General features: G+C 55.4%; 18 protein-coding genes and 1 pseudogene. 6 read left to right on the forward strand and 13 right to left on the reverse strand.

Going from position 1 to position 18,775, the window contains the following annotated elements; all coding sequences use genetic code 11:
• Positions 1-56 precede the first annotated feature (56 nt).
• The 3 genes from WG29040_RS10555 to WG29040_RS10565 all read right to left on the reverse strand — a co-directional run bounded on the left by WG29040_RS10555 (position 57) and on the right by WG29040_RS10565 (position 3,394).
• Positions 57-812 (reverse strand): DeoR family transcriptional regulator, encoded by a 756-nt coding sequence (locus WG29040_RS10555; RefSeq protein ID WP_003443202.1) that lies wholly within the window; start codon positions 810-812, stop codon positions 57-59.
• Between the two features lie 136 nt (positions 813-948).
• Complete coding sequence (gene glpK / locus WG29040_RS10560; RefSeq protein WP_003443190.1) at positions 949-2,454, reverse strand: glycerol kinase GlpK; 1,506 nt, start codon at positions 2,452-2,454, stop codon at positions 949-951.
• A gap of 88 nt (positions 2,455-2,542) precedes the next feature.
• A complete protein-coding gene (locus tag WG29040_RS10565) occupies positions 2,543-3,394 on the reverse strand; it encodes an MIP/aquaporin family protein (protein ID WP_003443188.1) in 852 nt (283 codons plus the stop codon).
• A gap of 381 nt (positions 3,395-3,775) precedes the next feature.
• Between WG29040_RS10565 and ybaK the strand changes: the two genes are divergently transcribed.
• Positions 3,776-4,246, forward strand: a complete 471-nt coding sequence (gene ybaK / locus WG29040_RS10570) for a Cys-tRNA(Pro) deacylase (RefSeq protein ID WP_127196122.1) — start codon at positions 3,776-3,778, stop codon at positions 4,244-4,246.
• 112 nt (positions 4,247-4,358) lie between these two features.
• Here the strand turns inward: ybaK and WG29040_RS10575 are convergent, their stop codons facing one another.
• A complete protein-coding gene (locus WG29040_RS10575) occupies positions 4,359-5,468 on the reverse strand; it encodes an ABC transporter ATP-binding protein (protein ID WP_003443186.1) in 1,110 nt (369 codons plus the stop codon).
• Positions 5,465-6,385 (reverse strand): ornithine carbamoyltransferase, encoded by a 921-nt coding sequence (gene argF, locus WG29040_RS10580; protein ID WP_003443185.1) that lies wholly within the window; start codon positions 6,383-6,385, stop codon positions 5,465-5,467. The genes WG29040_RS10575 and argF overlap by 4 nt, the downstream gene beginning before the upstream one ends.
• A gap of 409 nt (positions 6,386-6,794) precedes the next feature.
• Here argF and grxD point away from each other — a divergent pair, with 409 nt between their 5' ends.
• Positions 6,795-7,136, forward strand: a complete 342-nt coding sequence (gene grxD / locus WG29040_RS10585) for a Grx4 family monothiol glutaredoxin (RefSeq protein WP_003443184.1) — start codon at positions 6,795-6,797, stop codon at positions 7,134-7,136.
• A 101-nt stretch (positions 7,137-7,237) separates the two neighbouring features.
• Here grxD and bfr read toward each other — a convergent pair whose 3' ends face one another.
• On the reverse strand, positions 7,238-7,708 hold the full coding sequence (gene bfr, locus WG29040_RS10590; RefSeq protein WP_003443183.1) for a bacterioferritin: 471 nt from the start codon (positions 7,706-7,708) through the stop codon (positions 7,238-7,240).
• A gap of 198 nt (positions 7,709-7,906) precedes the next feature.
• Positions 7,907-8,125, reverse strand: coding sequence for a bacterioferritin-associated ferredoxin (locus WG29040_RS10595; RefSeq protein ID WP_003443182.1), 219 nt, complete (start codon positions 8,123-8,125; stop codon positions 7,907-7,909).
• Positions 8,126-8,408: 283 nt separating this feature from the next.
• Between WG29040_RS10595 and WG29040_RS10600 the strand changes: the two genes are divergently transcribed.
• Positions 8,409-9,011, forward strand: a complete 603-nt coding sequence (locus WG29040_RS10600; protein ID WP_003443181.1) for a peroxiredoxin — start codon at positions 8,409-8,411, stop codon at positions 9,009-9,011.
• A gap of 77 nt (positions 9,012-9,088) precedes the next feature.
• Here the strand turns inward: WG29040_RS10600 and rnt are convergent, their stop codons facing one another.
• Together rnt and pyrC are read right to left on the reverse strand one after the other, a co-directional pair.
• Positions 9,089-9,763 (reverse strand): ribonuclease T, encoded by a 675-nt coding sequence (gene rnt / locus WG29040_RS10605; RefSeq protein WP_003443180.1) that lies wholly within the window; start codon positions 9,761-9,763, stop codon positions 9,089-9,091.
• Entirely contained in the window at positions 9,760-10,806 is a 1,047-nt protein-coding gene (gene pyrC, locus WG29040_RS10610; protein WP_127196123.1) for a dihydroorotase, read from the reverse strand. The genes rnt and pyrC overlap by 4 nt, the downstream gene beginning before the upstream one ends.
• Before the next feature lie 155 nt (positions 10,807-10,961).
• Here pyrC and WG29040_RS10615 point away from each other — a divergent pair, with 155 nt between their 5' ends.
• The 3 genes from WG29040_RS10615 (at position 10,962) to WG29040_RS10625 (ending at position 14,387) form a co-directional block, all read left to right on the forward strand.
• Positions 10,962-11,867 (forward strand): OmpA family protein, encoded by a 906-nt coding sequence (locus WG29040_RS10615; RefSeq protein ID WP_127196204.1) that lies wholly within the window; start codon positions 10,962-10,964, stop codon positions 11,865-11,867.
• A 128-nt stretch (positions 11,868-11,995) separates the two neighbouring features.
• Complete coding sequence (locus WG29040_RS10620; RefSeq protein WP_003443176.1) at positions 11,996-13,213, forward strand: argininosuccinate synthase; 1,218 nt, start codon at positions 11,996-11,998, stop codon at positions 13,211-13,213.
• 547 nt (positions 13,214-13,760) lie between these two features.
• The gene (locus tag WG29040_RS10625; protein WP_127196124.1) at positions 13,761-14,387 is read left to right on the forward strand and encodes a response regulator transcription factor; all 627 of its coding nucleotides are present in this window, start codon (positions 13,761-13,763) and stop codon (positions 14,385-14,387) included.
• Between the two features lie 85 nt (positions 14,388-14,472).
• On the opposite strand, the gene WG29040_RS10630 is transcribed toward WG29040_RS10625, so the two are convergent.
• The 4 genes and pseudogenes from WG29040_RS10630 to metG form a co-directional block, all read right to left on the reverse strand.
• A complete protein-coding gene (locus tag WG29040_RS10630; RefSeq protein ID WP_003443171.1) occupies positions 14,473-14,655 on the reverse strand; it encodes a PA3496 family putative envelope integrity protein in 183 nt (60 codons plus the stop codon).
• Between the two features lie 106 nt (positions 14,656-14,761).
• Positions 14,762-15,400 carry an endonuclease III gene (gene nth, locus WG29040_RS10635; protein ID WP_003443169.1) on the reverse strand — a complete coding sequence of 213 codons (639 nt, stop codon included), beginning with the start codon at positions 15,398-15,400 and terminating at the stop codon, positions 14,762-14,764.
• Between the two features lie 51 nt (positions 15,401-15,451).
• Positions 15,452-16,462: pseudogene (rsxB, locus tag WG29040_RS10640) on the reverse strand (electron transport complex subunit RsxB); the annotation flags it as partial.
• 156 nt (positions 16,463-16,618) lie between these two features.
• Positions 16,619-18,670 (reverse strand): methionine--tRNA ligase, encoded by a 2,052-nt coding sequence (metG, locus tag WG29040_RS10645; protein ID WP_003443166.1) that lies wholly within the window; start codon positions 18,668-18,670, stop codon positions 16,619-16,621.
• Positions 18,671-18,775 lie beyond the last annotated feature (105 nt).

An 18,775-nucleotide genomic window follows, 5' to 3' on the forward strand; every position in this document is an offset into this window, starting at 1 on the left:
GCCGTGCTGTCATCGCGAGGCACACTCGCTCCTGCGGGAGTTTGTGCGGTGTGGTGTTAAACCACTTCCAGGCGGATTTTGTACTGGGCGAGCAGTTGCGCAAGTTCCGGGACCGGCGGCTGGTCGGTGACCAGACAATCGATCAGGCTGATAGGCCCGAGGCGGACCATCGCGTTGCGCCCGAATTTACTGGAGTCAGCGGCGAGAATGGTCTGTCGGGCATTGGCGATGATGGCCTGGGAAACACGCACTTCCTGATAATCGAAATCCAGCAGGCTGCCGTCTGAATCGATGCCGCTGATACCGACCAGTGCAAAGTCGAACTTGAACTGGTTGATAAAGTCGACGCTGGCCTGGCCCACGATGCCGCCATCGCGGCGCACGTTACCGCCGGCTATCAGGACTTCAAAATCATCCTTGGCGCTCAGGATTGAAGCGACATGCAGGTTGTTAGTGATGATTTTCAGGTGATTGTGGTTGAGCAGCGCCCGGGCAATGGATTCGGTAGTGGTACCGATATTGATGAAAATCGAGGCGTGATCGGGAATCTGGGCGGCGATGGCTTCGCCAATACGGCGTTTTTCATCGCGCATCTGGTCGGCGCGCATGGCGTAGGCGGTGTTTTCAACGCTGGAGTCATAGGCGGCGCCACCGTGATAGCGACGCAACAGGTCGGCTTCTGCCAACTGATTGATGTCGCGACGGATGGTCTGCGGTGTAACGACGAACAACTGAGCCATTTCCTCGATGCTGACATAGCCACGTTCGCGAACGAGTTCGAGGATCTGCTGTTGGCGTGGAGGCAGATTCATGGAGTTTCCTTTGGGCGGCGAAGCAAATTCGCCCATCATGCCGCAGGAAAGCGCCGCCTGCTACTCGCAGGTACCATGAACCATAGGCGTAGCAGCGAATACCAATGGTATCCGCTGCTCGCTTATCAGGGCGTGTTTAGTTGCTTTCTTCGTGGGGTTCCCAGTCACGAGTACGGCTCACGGCCTTTTTCCAGCCCGCGTAGAGCTTCTCTTTGCAAGCATCTTCAAGTGCAGGTTCGAACTCGCGTTCAATCACCGCCTTGCCTCGCAACTCTTCCAGGCTGCTCCAGAAGCCGCAGGCCAGACCGGCCAGGTAGGCCGCGCCCAAGGCAGTGGTTTCACGCATTTGCGGACGTTCGACCATGGTACCGAGAATGTCTGCCTGAAATTGCATTAGGAAGTTGTTGGCGACAGCGCCGCCATCTACGCGCAAGGCCTTGAGGCGTTCGCCCGAGTCTTGCTGCATGGCATCCAGTACATCGCGTGTCTGGTAGGCAATCGACTCCAGCGCGGCACGGATGATGTGATCCACGCGGACACCACGGGTCAGACCGAACAGTGCGCCACGGGCATACGGGTCCCAGTAAGGAGCCCCCAGGCCGGTGAACGCAGGTACCAGGTACACGCCATTGCTGTCTTTGACCTTGTTGGCGAAGTATTCGGTGTCATGGGCGTCGTTGATGATTTTCAATTCATCACGCAGCCACTGCACTGTGGAGCCGCCGTTGAACACAGCCCCTTCCAGTGCGTAGGCCACTTCGCCTCGTGGGCCGCAGGCAATGGTAGTCAGCATGCCGTGAGTCGACTTGACGGCCTTGGAGCCGGTGTTCATCAACAGGAAGCAGCCAGTGCCGTAGGTGTTTTTGGCCTGGCCCGGCTCAACGCACATCTGACCGAACAGCGCGGCCTGTTGGTCTCCGGCAATACCGCCAATGGCGATGCCGCTTTTGGTGCGCCCGTAGATCTCTGAAGACGATTTCACTTCAGGCAGCATTTCGCGAGGGATATCCAGCACCTCAAGCATCCTGGCATCCCAGTCCAGGGTGTGGATGTTGAAGAGCATGGTGCGCGAAGCATTGGTGTAGTCGGTGACGTGGGTTTTGCCGCCGGTAAATTTCCAGATCAGCCAGCTGTCGATGGTGCCGAACAGCAGTTCGCCATTACGTGCGCGCTCGCGGCTGCCTTCGACGTTGTCGAGGATCCACTTCAGCTTGGTGCCGGAGAAGTACGGGTCGGTCACCAGGCCGGTGGTGTCGCTGATGTATTGCTCGTGACCGTCGCGCTTGAGCTGCTCGCAGATCTCGGTGCTGCGCCGGCACTGCCAGACAATGGCGTTGTAGATCGGACGCCCGCTGATTTTGTCCCAGACAACCGTGGTTTCCCGCTGGTTGGTGATGCCGATCGCCGCAACCTGATCATGATGCAGGCCGGCTTGAGCCAGGGCTTCGACCATGACCGCGCTTTGGGTGGCAAAAATTTCCATCGGGTCATGTTCGACCCAGCCTGGCTGCGGATAGTGCTGTTGAAACTCGCGTTGCGCGGTGCAGACCACGTTTGCGTCACGATCGAAGATGATCGCTCGCGAACTGGTGGTGCCTTGGTCCAGCGCAATGATGTAGTTCTTATTCTGAATGTCGGTCATTTGATTGCCTTGCAGAATGAAGTAATGGGTTCAGGGCGCGAGAAAGTTATGGGCAGTAGTCTCGTGCGCCCCGTTTCATAAGTCGATATCAGGAAGCCTGGGTTTTTACCTCTGCGATGGCTTGGGCGTCCGTTGCCACGGGTTCGTCAGCAGGCAAGTGGCGGGCAATCATCCCGCGATATATGGCTGCGCCGAGGCAGGCACCCACGATCGGGGCAAAGATTGGAATCAGGAAATAAGGAATGTCGCGCCCGCCAGTAAGCGAAATGTCACCCCAGCCAGCCAAGAAAGTCATCAGCTTGGGCCCGAAATCACGCGCAGGGTTCATTGCAAAACCTGTCAGCGGACCCATCGAGCTGCCGATTACCGCAATCAACAAGCCAATCAGCAACGGCGCCAATGGGCCGCGGGGCAAACCGTTCTTGTCATCGGTCAGGGCCATGATCACGCCCATGAGGATTGCGGTAATGACCATTTCGACGAGGAAAGCTTGCAAGGTCGAGAGTGCAGGGTGTGGATAGGTCGAGAACACCGAGGCCAGTTCCAGGCTTGCCTGGCTGCCGCGAACCATTTGATGGGTTTGTTCGTAATCGAAAAATAAATTGCTGTAGAGCGTGTATACCAAAGCCGCTGCGCAAAAGGCTCCCGCGACCTGGGCGATGATGTAGAAGGGAAGTTTGCGCTTGTCGAAATCGGTAAACAGACAGAGTGCGATGCTGACGGCGGGGTTCAGGTGCGCACCGGACACGCCCGCAGTCAGGTAGATCGCCATGCTTACCCCAACCCCCCAGATGATGCTGATTTCCCACAGGCCCAGGCTGGCACCGCCTACCTTGAGGGCCGCAACACAACCTGTGCCGAAGAAGATTAGCAGCGCGGTGCCGAGAAACTCGGCCATGCACTGGCCTGAAAGTGTGGGGTGCCGGGTAGCAGTCGTCATTTTAAACCTCGTTTTTGTTGTTTTTTTACGTTGTCAGTCCGGGTTGCCAATGGGGCTGTATTAAAACCGGAGCGTCTCGATCCGGGTTTTTCAGGCCTGGGTAACAGAATGGCTGAAATGCTCGGGTATATTCATATTCGAAAAAATATAGACAAGAAACACTGCTGTCAAAGGTCGAAAGTGAACGCTCAGCCACATTCTGACTTTTTACCGCAGGTTTGGTACTTATTTTTGTGTAAGCAAAGAACACAAATTGGTAGGTTCGAGTTTAACGTTTCAGCTTGATGGGGCGCTGAAAGGCCTGCTCCAGCGCCTTTTTGCCGTGCAATAGCCTAATATTCGGGCTTGGTTTACTTCGTCCGATTCCTGACTGGAGCTGTCATGACGCCTGCACTGGACCTGCTGAAAAAAGTTCGCGCCGAACACCGGGTACACAGCTACGAACACGACCCCAAGGCCGCGTCCTATGGGTTGGAGGCCGCGGAAAAGCTTGGTCTCGCGCCGGCGCAGGTGTTCAAGACACTGTTGGCCAGCAGTGAAAAGGGTGAGCTGCTGGTGGCCGTTGTACCGGTCGTCGGAAGTCTCGATTTAAAAGCGCTGGCCCAGGCCGCTGCGGTCAAGAAAGTCGAAATGGCGGATCCTGCGGCAGCACAGCGTGCGACGGGATATCTATTGGGCGGCATCAGTCCGCTGGGGCAGAAGAAACGCCTGCGTACCTTTATTGATCAAAGTGCACAGGGTTTTGCGACGATTTTTGTCAGCGCCGGTCGACGCGGACTGGAAGTGGAACTGGCGCCTGCGGTACTGGCAGAGCACACCCAGGCAATCTTTGCGCCTGTGGGGCGTATCTGAGGGGGTTGCAGGAACCTGCTTGCCCCGCGAGCTCTTCGTTATTGCGTTGAAAAGCTCGCTCATGCGGGGGGGTGCAGTTCAAAAATGTGGGATCTGGTCTGGCAGCGACCGCTTAACCAGTTGTACTGAAACGTCTTACGCCAGACTCGGTGTGTTGAATTTGCGCAGCCGTGCTGCCGCTGGTCTGGAACATCACCAGATGTTCGGCTGCAACGCGAATGCCGACTTCTGCTCCCGGCAAGTGATCGGCATGGCTCGGGAAAATCGACTCCAGCTGGCTGCCGGTAGGCAGTTGCAGGCGGTACAGGGTCGATGCGCCCAAAAAGGTTTTGCCGATAATTCGCGCCTTCAGCTCACTGTCCGGGGCGTAGACGATATCGTCCGGACGCAGTAGCACATCAACTGCACCTCCGGTCGGCCAGGTGTAGGCACGATTGCCTCGTAATACGCCCAGCTCGGTTTGTACCGACTCCGGGCTCAGCAACTGCCCGCGAATGAAGTAACCCTGACCTATAAAACTCGCAACAAACGGCGTCAGAGGCTCGTGGTAAAGGTTGTAGGGGGTATCCCACTGTTCAAGGCGGCCTTCCTTGAAGACGCCGACATGGTCGCTGACAGCGAAGGCTTCTTCCTGATCGTGGGTTACCAGAATTGCGCTGGTGCCACGGGCTTTCAGGATGTCGCGCACCTCATGGCTGAGCTTGCGCCGCAGTTCGCCATCGAGGTTGGAGAAGGGCTCGTCAAGCAGTAACAGCTGTGGCTCGGGGGCCAGAGCACGGGCCAGAGCGACCCGTTGCTGCTGGCCGCCGGAAAGCTCGTGGGGGAAGCGTTTGCCAAGATTCTTGAGGTTGACCAGTTCAAGCAGCTCTTGGGTTACGCGCTCTTTGTCAGGGTGTTTGCGGATGCCGAACGCGATGTTGTCGGCCACGCTTAGATGCGGAAAAAGAGCGTAGTCCTGAAACACCATGCCGATGCGACGTTTCTCGGGTGCCAGTGTGAAACCGGCACTGGAGATGACTTCGCCGGCCAGCTGGATTTCACCCTGGTGTACGGGTTCGAAGCCGGCAATAGCGCGCAACGTAGTGGTTTTCCCGCACCCCGAGGAGCCAAGCAGGCAGCCAATGTCTCCTGCATTGAGATGCAGGTTGAGGTTTTGCACCACGCTCTGGCCCTGGTATCCACAGGCCAGGTCGCGCAGGTTGAGCAATAGCGGCTGGCTCATACGGGTTGGTACGCCGGTTGAACGAGAAATTCGAGCAGTGCTTTCTGCGCGTGCAGGCGGTTTTCGGCCTGATCCCACGCGACAGAGCGCTGGTCGTCCAGCAGGTCGAGGCTGATTTCTTCACCCCGGTGCGCAGGCAGGCAGTGCATGAACAGCACATCTTCGGCGGCAAGGTCGAGCAGGGCGCGGTTGACCTGATACGGTGCAAACAGCTTTAAACGCTTGGCCGTTTCTTCTTCCTGACCCATCGAGGTCCAGACGTCAGTACTCACCAGATGGGCGCCCGCTACAGCCTCACGGGGATCGCGGACGATGGTTACGCGATCACCAGCCAGGGCCACGAATCCGGGGTTGGGCTCATAGCCTTCAGGGCAGGCCACACGCAGCTGGAAGTCGAACTGGATCGCCGCTTCTATATAGCTGTTGCACATGTTGTTGCCATCGCCGATCCAGGCCACGGTTTTGCCTTTGATCGAGCCGCGATGTTCCAGGTAGGTCTGCATGTCGGCCAGCAGTTGGCAGGGGTGCAGATCGTCCGAGAGGCCGTTGATGACCGGTACCCGGGAATTGGCTGCGAATTCGGTCAAGGTGCTGTGGGCAAAGGTGCGGATCATGACAGCGTCAAGCATGCGTGACATGACAATGGCGCAGTCGCCGATCGGCTCGCCACGACCCAACTGGGTATCGCGTGGGGACAGGAAGATGGCCTGACCGCCAAGTTGAATCATGCCGGCCTCAAAAGACAGTCGGGTACGGGTCGATGACTTTTCGAAAATCATTCCCAGAACGCGGTTCTTCAGGGGTTCGAAGAGTACGCCGCGCTCGCGCAGGTCCTTGAGCTCGATACCGCGACGAATCACGCTGAGTAGTTCTTCGGGCGTGCAATCCATCAGGGAGAGAAAGTGCCTTGCGCTCATCATAAACTACCTTTTTTGCAACGATCGCAGATGCTCAAAGCCGGGTTTTTCGGAAAAACGGGCGAGACCTGCGGCGAAAGCCGCACGGGGCGACGGAAATAGGGGAAGGCGCGATCTTATAAGGAAATGTCGCGTCTTGCCAATAAGGGTCGTGCGTTTAGAGGTTCGAGCGAGACTTGCGCTATATGAGCACCAGGCTTGAACCACCATTGAGTGGTTTGCCTCACCTCAGCGGCCCATTTGTACACTGCCCTCAGGCTGCTTGGCAATTGTGTGCCATGTTGGCGCTGCTTCGCAGGTGGGAATTCGGACTATTGTCTGTCGGGGAGACCGAGCGTCAGGCCCGGCTTTCCGTTACAATGCGCCACCGTGCCGACAACTGAGTCGGAAAGTTCAGCCGAGGTGCTCCATGGATATCATCGAAACTATTAAAGAACAGATTGCTAACAACACCATTCTGCTCTACATGAAAGGCTCCCCGAACGCCCCGCAGTGCGGCTTTTCGGCTAAAGCTGCGCAAGCTGTCATGGCCTGCGGTGAGAAATTCGCTTACGTGGATATCCTTCAGAATCCTGAAATTCGCGCCAACCTGCCGAAATACGCCAACTGGCCAACTTTCCCGCAGCTGTGGGTAGGTGGTGAATTGATCGGCGGTAGCGACATCATGACCGAGATGGCAGCAGACGGTTCTTTGCAGTCGACGATCAAAGCCGCTGTAGAAAAAGCCGCAGCGAGCAAGACTGAAGCGTGAAGACAATCGCCACGGTCACTTTTAGTTAAGTGACCGTGCATAAAAAGCCCCGCTCCTGATTAAACAGGGCGGGGCTTTTTTATTGAGCCGTGGCGTGTTGGTTATTCACCCATTTGCGACTGCAGGTAATTCTCAATCCCTACTTTGTCGATCAGGCCCAGCTGTGTTTCCAGCCAGTCGATATGCTCTTCTTCAGATTCAAGAATATCTTCCAGAAGTTCACGGCTGCCAAAGTCACCTACAACTTCGCAGTGTGCGATCGCGGTCTTGAGATCGGCGTGGCCGGTCCTTTCGATGCGCAGGTCGCACTCCAGCATTTCTTTTGTGTGCTCGCCGATGTGCAGCTTGCCCAGGTCTTGTACGTTTGGCAGGCCTTCAAGGAACAGGATGCGCTTGATCAGTTTGTCCGCGTGTTTCATCTCGTCGATGGACTCGTGGTACTCGTGTGCACCCAACTTCTCCAGGCCCCAATCCTGATACATGCGTGCATGCAGGAAGTATTGGTTGATAGCGACCAGTTCGTTGCCGAGAATTTTGTTGAGGTGCTGGATGACTGAAATGTCGCCTTTCATGGCTAGGGCCTGCCTTAAGTAACCGTATATAAGGCAGAGTTTGATCCGCGTACTTACGACTGTCAAACCTAAGTGTTTGAATAATAAATGAAAATTAATCGGAATAAGAATGTTTGTGTTCCGCGTCTTGGTCCTAAGCGCTTGAATTTTAGACATAAAAAAACCGGACATTAAGTCCGGCTCTTCAAAATTCTCGATTCAGGCGACTGAAAATTCCGCCGGATAACTCATCACAGACTGGCTGGCTTGCAACGAGGACAGGGTTTCACGAACCACTTGCTTGGCCAGACAGGCACATTTGCCACATTGGCTTGCGACACCCGTCGCTTCACGCACTTCACGGTAGCTGCAGCAACCGTCGTAGATTGCGTCGCGGATTTTTCCATCGGTGACGCCAGTGCAAAGGCAAACGTACATAAATAAGAACCATCGCTGGTTGGGATTCAATGCGAAGGATCTTAATGTTAACGAGAATGATTGTCAAAGTACCTTGAGTCTCAATCAGGCCTTGGCGGTCCTGTAGTGACGAACGGTACGAGCCGAGAGTTTTTCGGGGGGTGAAAAAGGGTTAAGGCCGGTTCGGACGAGCGGTGTATGATGGACGGTCATTTTTTCCGCGAGAGCTGGTTTCAAGGCTGTTGTTTCACGATGGCAGCCTGGCCGGGTCCCGTTTTTCACGTTGCACACCAGGAGATATCCAATGAGCGTACTCGTAGGCAAACAAGCCCCTGACTTCACCGTCGCAGCCGTACTCGGCAATGGCGAAATCGTTGACAGCTTCTCGCTGTCCACTGCCATCAAAGGTAAATATGGCCTGGTGTTCTTCTACCCGCTGGACTTCACTTTCGTTTGCCCGTCCGAGCTGATTGCTCTGGATCACCGCATTCCTGAGTTCCAGGCGCGTAACGTTGAAGTGGTAGCCGTGTCCATCGACTCCCATTTCACTCACAACGCATGGCGCAACACGCCAGTGAACAATGGCGGCATCGGCCAGGTGAAATACACCATGGCAGCCGACATCAATCACGCAATCTGCAAGGCCTATGATGTTGAAACCGAAGGCGGCGTTGCTCTGCGTGGCGCATTCCTGATCGATGACAAAGGCGTTGTTCGCTCCCAGATCGTTAACGACCTGCCACTGGGCCGTAACATGGATGAGCTGCTGCGTCTGGTAGACGCTCTGCAATTCCACGAAGAGCACGGCGAAGTTTGCCCTGCCAACTGGAAGAAAGGCGACAAAGGCATGACTGCTTCGACTGCAGGCGTTGCTGCTTACCTGACCGAGAATGCTGACCAGCTGTAAGGGTCTGCTTCAGGCATAAAAAAACCGGACCCTGGGTCCGGTTTTTTTATGGGGTGAAGTAAGCCTTGACCACAGGATCAGTCGTTGAAGTCTTTCCAGCCACCCATTTGTTTCCAGCGGTTAACAATGCCGCAGAACAGCTCGGCGGTCTTTTCAGTGTCATAGCGTGCCGAGTGAGCTTCACGGCCGTCAAAGTCGATATCGGCTGTTTGACAGGCTTTGGCCAATACCGTCTGGCCGTATGCCAGGCCTGCCAGGGTGGCGGTGTCGAAGCTGGAGAACGGGTGAAACGGGTTGCGTTTCATGTCCAGACGCGCGACAGCTGCGTTGAGGAAACCCAGGTCAAAGCTGCTGTTGTGACCCACCAGAATGGCGCGTTTGCAGCCGTTGGCTTTCAGGGCTTTACGCACGCCACGGAAGATGTCGGTCAGGGCCGTTTCTTCGCTGACAGCCATGCGCAACGGGTGATCAAGCTTGATACCGGTAAATTCCAGTGCCGCAGCTTCGATGTTCGCGCCTTCAAAGGGTTCAACACGGTGGAAATAGGTGTGTTCGGGATACACAAAGCCTCTTTCATCCATGCCGATGGTGACCGCTGCAATTTCCAGCAAGGCATCAGTGGCGCTGTTGAAACCGCCGGTTTCAACATCGATTACGACCGGCAGATAGCCGCGAAAACGCTCGGCCATCGGGTGGCGTGAGCCGCCGCCATGACCGCCTTCGTGTTCGTCATCATAATGGTCGTCACTCACAGCTGTTCCTCCAGCAGGCGCCAGCGCAGTTTTTCACCGGCGCGCAGCGGAATTACGGTCAGCTCGCCGAATGGCAGACTGGTTGGGGCGGTCCACTCCTGGCGAACCAGGGTGATGTGTTCGGTACTGGGGGCCAGTCCGTAGAAACGGGGGCCGTTCAAGCTGGCAAAGGCTTCCAGTTTGTCCAGCGCGTTACGCTGTTCAAATGCTTCGGCATACATCTCGATGGCTGCGTAGGCGGTGTAGCACCCGGCACATCCGCACGCGGCTTCTTTGGCATGCTGGGCATGGGGCGCCGAGTCTGTGCCCAGGAAGAACTTCTCGCTGCCGCTCGTGGCCGCATCCAGCAGGGCTTCCTGATGGGTGTTGCGCTTGAGGATCGGCAGGCAATAGAAGTGCGGGCGAATGCCGCCAACCAGCATGTGGTTGCGGTTGTAAAGCAGGTGGTGAGCCGTAATGGTTGCGCCTACGTTAGCCGAAGCTTCATTGACGAACTGCACTGCATCTGCGGTGGTGATGTGCTCGAACACGACTTTGAGGGTCGGGAAGCGATCAACAACGCGGCGCATATGCTCGTCGATAAAGATTTTTTCGCGGTCAAACACGTCGACGTTGGCGCGGGTAACTTCGCCGTGTATCAGCAAGGGCATGCCGACTTCGGCCATGACTTCAAGGACCGGGAAGATCGCATCGATGCTGGTCACGCCAGAATCGGAGTTGGTCGTGGCGCCAGCCGGATACAGCTTGGCGGCGTGCACGAAGCCACAGGCCTTGGCCGTGCGGATGTCTTCAGGCTGGGTACGGTCAGTGAGGTAAAGCACCATCAGCGGCTCGAAACGGCTACCAGCCGGGCGAGCAGCCAAAATGCGCTGGCGGTAGGCATCTGCTTCGGCGGCATTACGCACCGGAGGTACCAGGTTTGGCATGATGATGGCGCGGCCAAAAGTGCGCGCCACATCTGCGACAGTGTGGGGCAACACAGCACCATCGCGAAGATGTATATGCCAGTCGTCGGGACGCAGCAGGGTCAGGCGGTCAGACATTGGGAATTCCAGGCGGGTCAAACTGATGCGAATGCTACCGGAAAAGACTCTCTCAGGCACTCGCTATCAAGTTTTGTCGCGGCTAACCGATATACGAAGGGTCTGCGGTAAACCGACGGACTGTTTTTTTGCAGTACAAGGCTGTGGAGGCTGCGGTGCGCCAGTGTTATTTCATTCTGCTCGGCATGTTTGCCAGCCTGCCAGCCATGGCCCTGACTTTTCAGACTCGACTGGAGAATATTGAGTGGAAGGTCGAGGGCGACAAATTTGAATGCCGGCTGATCCAGCCGATTACCGATTTCGGTTCGGGAGCCTTCGTGCGCCGTGCAGGTGAACAGGCCGTATTTCGCCTCAATGCCTACAACTCAATGCTGGGTGAAGGTTCTGCAACCTTGCTGGCAGCCGCTGCACCGTGGCAGCCGGGTCGGGGTGACATTGATCTGGGGCCGGTGCGCATCGGGCGCGGCCACATACTTTTCAACAGTTCGCAGGCCCAGGCAGGGCGCTTGTTTCGTGGCCTGCTGGAAGGCCGTAGCCCCCTGGTGAGGCATTACTCGCCTGCCGGCGGTTTGTCGGAGGTTCGTTTATTGCCGGTCAAGTTTCGCCAGGCCTACGGCGATTATGAGGCCTGTACTACAAAGCTGTTGGCCAAAAACTTCGAGCAGGTGCGCCAAAGCCAGATCGGATTTCCAGACGGTGGCATCGAGCTGGACATCAAGGCCCGGACCAATTTGCAAGTCATGCTCGACTACTTAAAGGCAGACCCTACGGTCAATCACCTCATCCTTGACGGCTATTCAGACAATAGCGGCAATCGTTTGACCAATCGTGAGTTGTCGCGGCGCCGGGCCCTGGCGGTGATGAACTACTTCAAGGAAAACGGCATGCAAGAATCGCAGATGACGTTGCGCTTCCATGGCGAACAATACCCCTTGGTGCCTAATACCAGTGCCAGCAACCGCGCTAAAAACCGTCGTGTCAGCGTGCGCATGGAGCGTGTGCCCGAGCCCGGAAAAGCCGCCCCGTCAGCCAGTGTGGCGAGTTTGGGTACGGCGTCCTGAGTAGCGACGACTGGTCGCCTTGTTGAAACTTACTGTCGCTTTGTCGTCTTAACGTGTCGCGCCTCTGTAATTTCTCCCACTTGAGCGGTAGACTGTTCGGCTTTTCGAACAACCCGTGGAGTGATGGCATGGCGGACGTAAACAAGGTCGTTCTGGCTTATTCGGGCGGCCTGGACACTTCGGTGATCCTCAAGTGGCTGCAGGATACTTATAACTGTGAAGTCGTAACCTTCACCGCTGACCTGGGTCAGGGGGAAGAGGTCGAGCCTGCACGCGCCAAGGCGCAAGCCATGGGCGTCAAGGAAATCTATATTGATGACCTGCGCGAAGAGTTTGTTCGAGACTTCGTGTTCCCTATGTTCCGCGCCAACACCGTTTACGAAGGCGAGTACCTGCTGGGTACTTCCATCGCACGTCCGCTGATTGCCAAGCGCCTGATCGAAATCGCCAACGAAACCGGTGCAGATGCCATCTCCCATGGCGCGACAGGCAAGGGTAACGATCAGGTTCGTTTCGAACTGGGTGCCTACGCACTGAAGCCTGGTGTGAAGGTAATTGCGCCATGGCGTGAGTGGGATCTGCTCTCCCGTGAAAAGCTGATGGATTATGCTGAAAAGCATTCCATCCCGATCGAGCGTCACGGCAAGAAAAAATCGCCGTACTCGATGGACGCCAACTTGCTGCACATCTCTTACGAGGGCGGCGTGCTGGAAGACACCTGGACCGAGCACGAAGAAGACATGTGGCGTTGGACCGTCTCCCCGGAGAAAGCGCCTGACACCCCGCAGTACCTGGAACTGACCTACCGCAACGGTGATATCGTCGCGCTGGACGGCGTTGAAATGACCCCGGCTACAGTCCTGGCGACCTTGAACCGTATCGGCGGCGAGCACGGCATTGGCCGTCTCGACATCGTTGAAAACCGTTATGTCGGCATGAAGTCCCGTGGCTGCTACGAAACTCCGGGCGGCACCATTATGCTGCGCGCTCACCGTGCCATTGAGTCGATTACTCTGGACCGTGAAGTTGCACACCTGAAAGACGAGTTGATGCCCAAGTACGCCAGCCTGATCTACACCGGCTACTGGTGGAGCCCTGAGCGCATCATGCTGCAACAAATGATTGATGCTTCCCAGGCTCACGTTAACGGTGTAGTTCGCCTCAAGCTGTACAAAGGCAACGTGATCGTTACCGGTCGCAAATCTGATGAATCGTTGTTTGATGCAAATATTGCAACATTCGAAGAAGACGGCGGCGCTTACAACCAGGCTGATGCTGCTGGATTCATCAAGTTGAACGCCTTGCGCATGCGTATTGCTGCGAATAAAGGCCGTAAACTGTTCTGATATATGCACACATGAAAAAACCCGGCCTTCAGGCCGGGTTTTTTTTGCTCTGCCTGAAGTGTCGTTGTCAACATCAGAGGTATACACACACATGTCTTTGCGGGTAAAAAACTTGCGGCATAGTTTGAATTAATCAGAAACAGATTAATGTTTTCTGATGTTGTATTTTGATACGAATCAATTTGAAAAATGCAATGCCAGGGCTGTTGGCGGCATGATCATGGGCTTGATTTCGGGTTGGCGCAGCGTGCGCACTTCAAGTCGCCAGGTGAACCTGATGGAACTTACTACAGTTTGTAGTAATGCCTGTCAGTCGCAATTAAGGTTGAATATACAATCTGAGAGCTTTCTTGTGCGGCACACAGTGCCCACAGGTTTTGCGAGAGGGAGTAATAATCGTTTAGTGTTGTTTTTTAGGATAAATCTTTATTTCTTGTAGGATTTTTCTTTGAATGTTGGTACCTGGCAAGGAGGTATGCCCAGGCTGTTATGACTAGGTTATTGTATTGGCTCTAAAATTTAGAACGGCGAAAAATGGAATTGTCCCATGAATAAAGTAATGATCGTGGATGATCACCCGGTAGTTCGTCTTGCTGTGCGCGTGCTCATGGAGCGACATGGATACGAAGTCATAGCAGAGACGGACAATGGTGTGGATGCTTTGCAACTTGCTCGCGAGCACACACCCGATATTGTGATTCTGGATATCGGAATCCCCCGGCTTGACGGCCTTGAAGTTATAGCTCGCTTGTCAACAACTGTAATGCCTATAAAGATATTGGTGTTGACCTCGCAAGTGCCCGGTCATTTTTCCATGCGTTGCATGCAGGCGGGGGCCGCGGGTTACGTTTGCAAGCAGCAAGGTTTGACTGAACTGTTGAGTGCGATCAAGGCAGTGCTTTCAGGGTATAGCTATTTCCCGAACCAGGCCTTGCACTCCACGCGTTCCAGTTTTGGTAGTACCAGTGAAGCAGATATGATCAATCGTCTGTCGGGGCGGGAAATGATGGTGCTGCAACAACTGGCAAAGGGTAAGAGCAACAAGGAAATAGCCGACAGCATATTTTTGAGTAACAAGACCGTGAGTACTTACAAAACGCGTCTTCTATTGAAACTCAATGCCCGCTCGCTGGTTGATCTTATTGAATTGGCGCAGCGTAATGGTCTGGAATGAATAGGATGTGAGCCGTTGCTCTTCGACAGCTCCTGAAAACAAAAAGCCTCCGTTAATGGAGGCTTTTGATCTCGCGAGCTAAAAGTCAAAGATCGTAAGGATAATCTTCCAGCTCTTTTTTCAGGCGCTTTTCAGCTAAAAGCGCATCAATCGTCCGGCGTTTGGCCAAATTGGTTTTAGCTACCTCAACCACAGGTTCCACTATCTCTTCCGGATCTGAGACAGGAAAATCTTCTTCCACTTCCAGTTGTTCTTTGCCAGTGCTCATTCAGTTCACTCCAGGCTAAGACATTCAATGGCGCCCCTTATAGCGATAATCGCTGCGCGGGTAAAAAAGATTTTCTCAATCGATCAGCACATAAACGCTCTATCGCTCAATCGTCAGAGGTCTTTTGCTTGAATTCACACAGGTCTTCTATGCGGCAGCTCCCGCAGCGCGGCTTGCGCGCCTGGCAAACGTAACGACCATGCAGGATGAGCCAGTGGTGGGCGTCGAGCAGATAAGGCTTGGGTACGAATTTCATTAATTGCTTTTCAACCTCGACCACATTTTTGCCTGGTGCAATACCGGTTCGGTTACTGACCCTGAAAATATGGGTATCTACGGCCATGGTCAGCTGTCTGAAGGCGGTGTTAAGCACGACGTTTGCTGTTTTACGACCTACACCGGGAAGCGCTTCAAGCTCCTCGCGGGTTTGTGGAACCTGGCCGGCATGCCGTTCAATCAGTAAACGACAGGTTTCGATAACGTTCTTGGCCTTGCTGTTATACAGGCCGATGGTTTTGATGTACTGCGACAGCCCTTCCACTCCCAGAGCGTAGATGGCTTCTGGGGTATTTGCGACTGGAAACAATTTGGCCATTGCCTTGTTCACGCTTACGTCGGTGGCTTGCGCAGACAAGATAACGGCAATCAATAATTCGAAGGGAGACGTGTAGGCCAGTTCGGTTTTGGGCTCGGGATTGTCTTCGTGAAACCGGCGAAATATTTCAAGGCGCTTTGCGGCGTTCATGGGTAAACACAATTCCTGGAGAGCGGTCAGTTATTTCATGGCTAAATTCCATCAGGCTTTGGGTGACTCCAAAGCGCTGATTGCCAATTCTGCCTGTGTAACCGCGTCATTCAAAAGCGCCAGTTGCGCACTGGGCTGTTCTTGGGTGGTGGCTTTTTTAAGTTCTGCCCGGCGCATGGCGAGCTGGATTTTTGCACGTTTAAGTTCCGCGTTGTTTATGGCCGGTGCGCTAATTGAGGCTTCAGGGGCAGGTTCAAATTGCGCCAGTGCCTGTTCGGCTGCCTCAAATTGTTGTTGCAGGAGCACCAGCTGGGATTGCTGTTGCGCAGTAGGAGGATGACCAAAGGCTTTAAGCGATTTGTTTAACTGTGCGCGTGCCATTGCCAGTGTGACCTTGGCTTTTTTCAGCGCCATTTCGTCGGCACTGGAAGACCCGGTTGTCGGCTCTTTGAGTTGCCCGGTGCCGTCGACGGCTGACGAACGCTGGGCGCGTGCCAGGCGTTCTGCCTGTTTGTGTTGCTCCTCACGGAGCAGGCGTTCGGTACGTCGCTCAAAGCGGCTGCGTGCGTGATCGCGCTTTTGGTGACGAGCCTTGTACTGTTCGGGCTCGTGGGCAAGTCCGGCAACAATCGGGATTACATTGGCCGGCAGAGGACGCATCTCTATGCAATCGACAGGGCAGGGCGCAACACAGAGGTCGCAACCGGTGCATTCATCAATGATTACAGTGTGCATGAGCTTGGCTGCGCCGAGGATCGCGTCGACAGGGCAGGCCTGGATGCACTTGGTACAGCCGATACACTCAGCTTCGCGAATGTAGGCTACCTGTGCCGGTGCGGTACCACGCCCGGTGTCCAGGGCCACCACGGGAATGGCAAGCAAATCAGCCAGTGCGGCGATGGTCTCGGTCCCGCCGGGCGGGCATTTATTGATGGGCTCGCCCTGGGCAATACCTTGCGCATAGGGTTTGCAGCCGGGGTGGCCGCATTTTCCGCACTGGGTTTGCGGCAATAAGGCATCAATACGTTGAATCAGGCTCATGGTGTGATCAGTCCAGCGACGGCGGGCCGCACCCGGGCGACACTCATCATGCGCAGTGAATAAGAGGGTGTGAGGCGGTTAAACCAGCGGCGCTGATTATCCGGCAAGACAAGAAGGGCGGCTAGGGATCAACATCCGCTAACGGCTAGTTGGCCGTTAGCGGATGGGGAGGACATGTTACTTGATGCGCTGGCCTGGCTTGGCGCCGCTGTCCGGGCTAAGCAGGTAAATTTCTTCACCGCCGGGGCCGGCAGCCATCACCATGCCTTCAGACATCCCGAAGCGCATTTTTCGCGGTTTCAGGTTGGCAATCATCATGGTCAGGCGACCTTCAAGTTCAGCCGGGTTCGGATAAGCGCTTTTGATCCCCGAGAACACATTGCGTTGTTCGTCGCCGATATCCAGGGTCAGGCGCAGCAGTTTGTCTGCGCCTTCAACCGCTTCGGCCTTGAGGATCAGGGCTACCCGCAGATCCACCGCGGCAAAAGCATCGAAGTCGATCTCGGCTGCAAGCGGTTCTTTTACCAGTTCGCCGTTGCCTTGAGGAGCGGCTGTGCCGGTATCTGTCTGGCTGGCAACCAGGTCTTCTTTAGATGCATCACTCATGGCTTGTACTTTTACCGGATCGATGCGCGTCATCAGCGGTTTGAACGCATTGAGCTGATGGTTGGCCAGCAGGGTGCTGTGATCTGCCCAGGTCAGAGGCGCAACGTTCAGAAAGGCTTCGGCGTCAGCGGCAAGCACTGGCAGAACCGGCTTGAGGAAGATCACCAGTTGACGGAACAGGTTGATGCCCAATGCGCAGACCGCTTGAACTTCGTCCTGCTTGCCCTCCTGTTTGGCCATTGCCCATGGCGCTTTCTCGGCAATCCAGGCGTTGGCCCGATCGGCCAGGCCCATGATTTCACGCATGGCACGAGCGAAGTCGCGGGCTTCATAAGCCTCGGCAATGCTCGGTGCCGCAGTCAGGAACGCATCGGTGAGCTCGGGAGCCGCATTGCCTTCGACCATTACCCCGGCGTTACCCTTGTGAATGAAGCCTGCGCAACGGCTGGCAATGTTCACAACTTTACCCACCAGATCCGAGTTGACCTTCTGTACGAAGTCTTCCAGGTTCAGGTCAAGGTCATCGACGCCACGGCCCAGTTTGGATGCGTAGTAGTAGCGCAGGTATTCCGGCGACAGGTGATCAAGGTAAGTACGGGCCTTGATGAAGGTGCCGCGGGATTTGGACATTTTCTGACCGTTGACGGTCAGGTAGCCATGGACGTTGATCGCTGTCGGCTTGCGATAGCCAGCGCCTTCGAGCATGGCAGGCCAGAACAGGGCGTGGAAATTCACGATGTCCTTGCCGATGAAATGATAAAGCTCGGTGGTGGAGTCCTTGGCCCAGTACGCATCGAAGTCCAGTTCCGGACGGCGAGCACACAGGTTCTTGAAGCTGGCCATGTAGCCGATTGGCGCATCCAGCCAGACATAGAAGTACTTGCCCGGCTCGTCCGGAATCTCGAATCCGAAGTAGGGCGCATCACGGGAAATGTCCCACTGCTGCAGTCCTGCATCCAGCCATTCGGCGATTTTGTTTGCGACTGCATCTTGCAGTGCGCCGCTTCGGGTCCAGCTTTTGAGCATGGCGTCGAAGTCTGGCAGCTTGAAGAAGAAGTGCTGGGAGTCCTTGAGTACCGGGGTTGCCCCCGAGATCGCTGACTTTGGATTTTTCAGGTCGGTTGGTGCATAGGTCGCACCACATTTTTCGCAGTTGTCGCCGTACTGATCATCCGTGCCGCATTTAGGGCAAGTGCCCTTGATGAAGCGGTCGGCCAGGAACATTTTCTTTTCCGGGTCGAAATACTGGGTGATCGAGCGGGTGGCGATATGCCCAGCTTCGCGCAACTTGATGTAAATCGCACTCGACAGCTCACGGTTCTCTTCGGAGTGGGTCGAATGGAAGTTATCGAAATCGACGAGGAACTCGGAAAAGTCGGCGCTGTGTTCAGCCTGGACGTTGGCGATCAGTTGTTCTGGCGTGATGCCTTCTTTCTCGGCGCGCAACATGATTGCCGAGCCGTGGGCGTCGTCTGCGCAGACGTAAGTGCATTGATTGCCGCGATGCTTCTGGAAGCGCACCCACATATCGGTCTGGATGTACTCAAGCATATGGCCAAGGTGAATTGAACCATTGGCATAGGGCAGGGCGCTGGTGACGAGGATCTTGCGTGGCTCGGACATGGGGCTCGGCTACTTGATGAGACGGTGGTCGGCCACTATAAAGCGCCGGGCAATTTATTTCACCCCGTCGACGTGTATCTGATCGTTTACGGTGTTTTTGTAGGT

Origin of the sequence: Pseudomonas sp. PAMC 29040, assembly GCF_003994535.1 — a bacterium.
Lineage (GTDB): Bacteria > Pseudomonadota > Gammaproteobacteria > Pseudomonadales > Pseudomonadaceae > Aquipseudomonas > Aquipseudomonas paraversuta.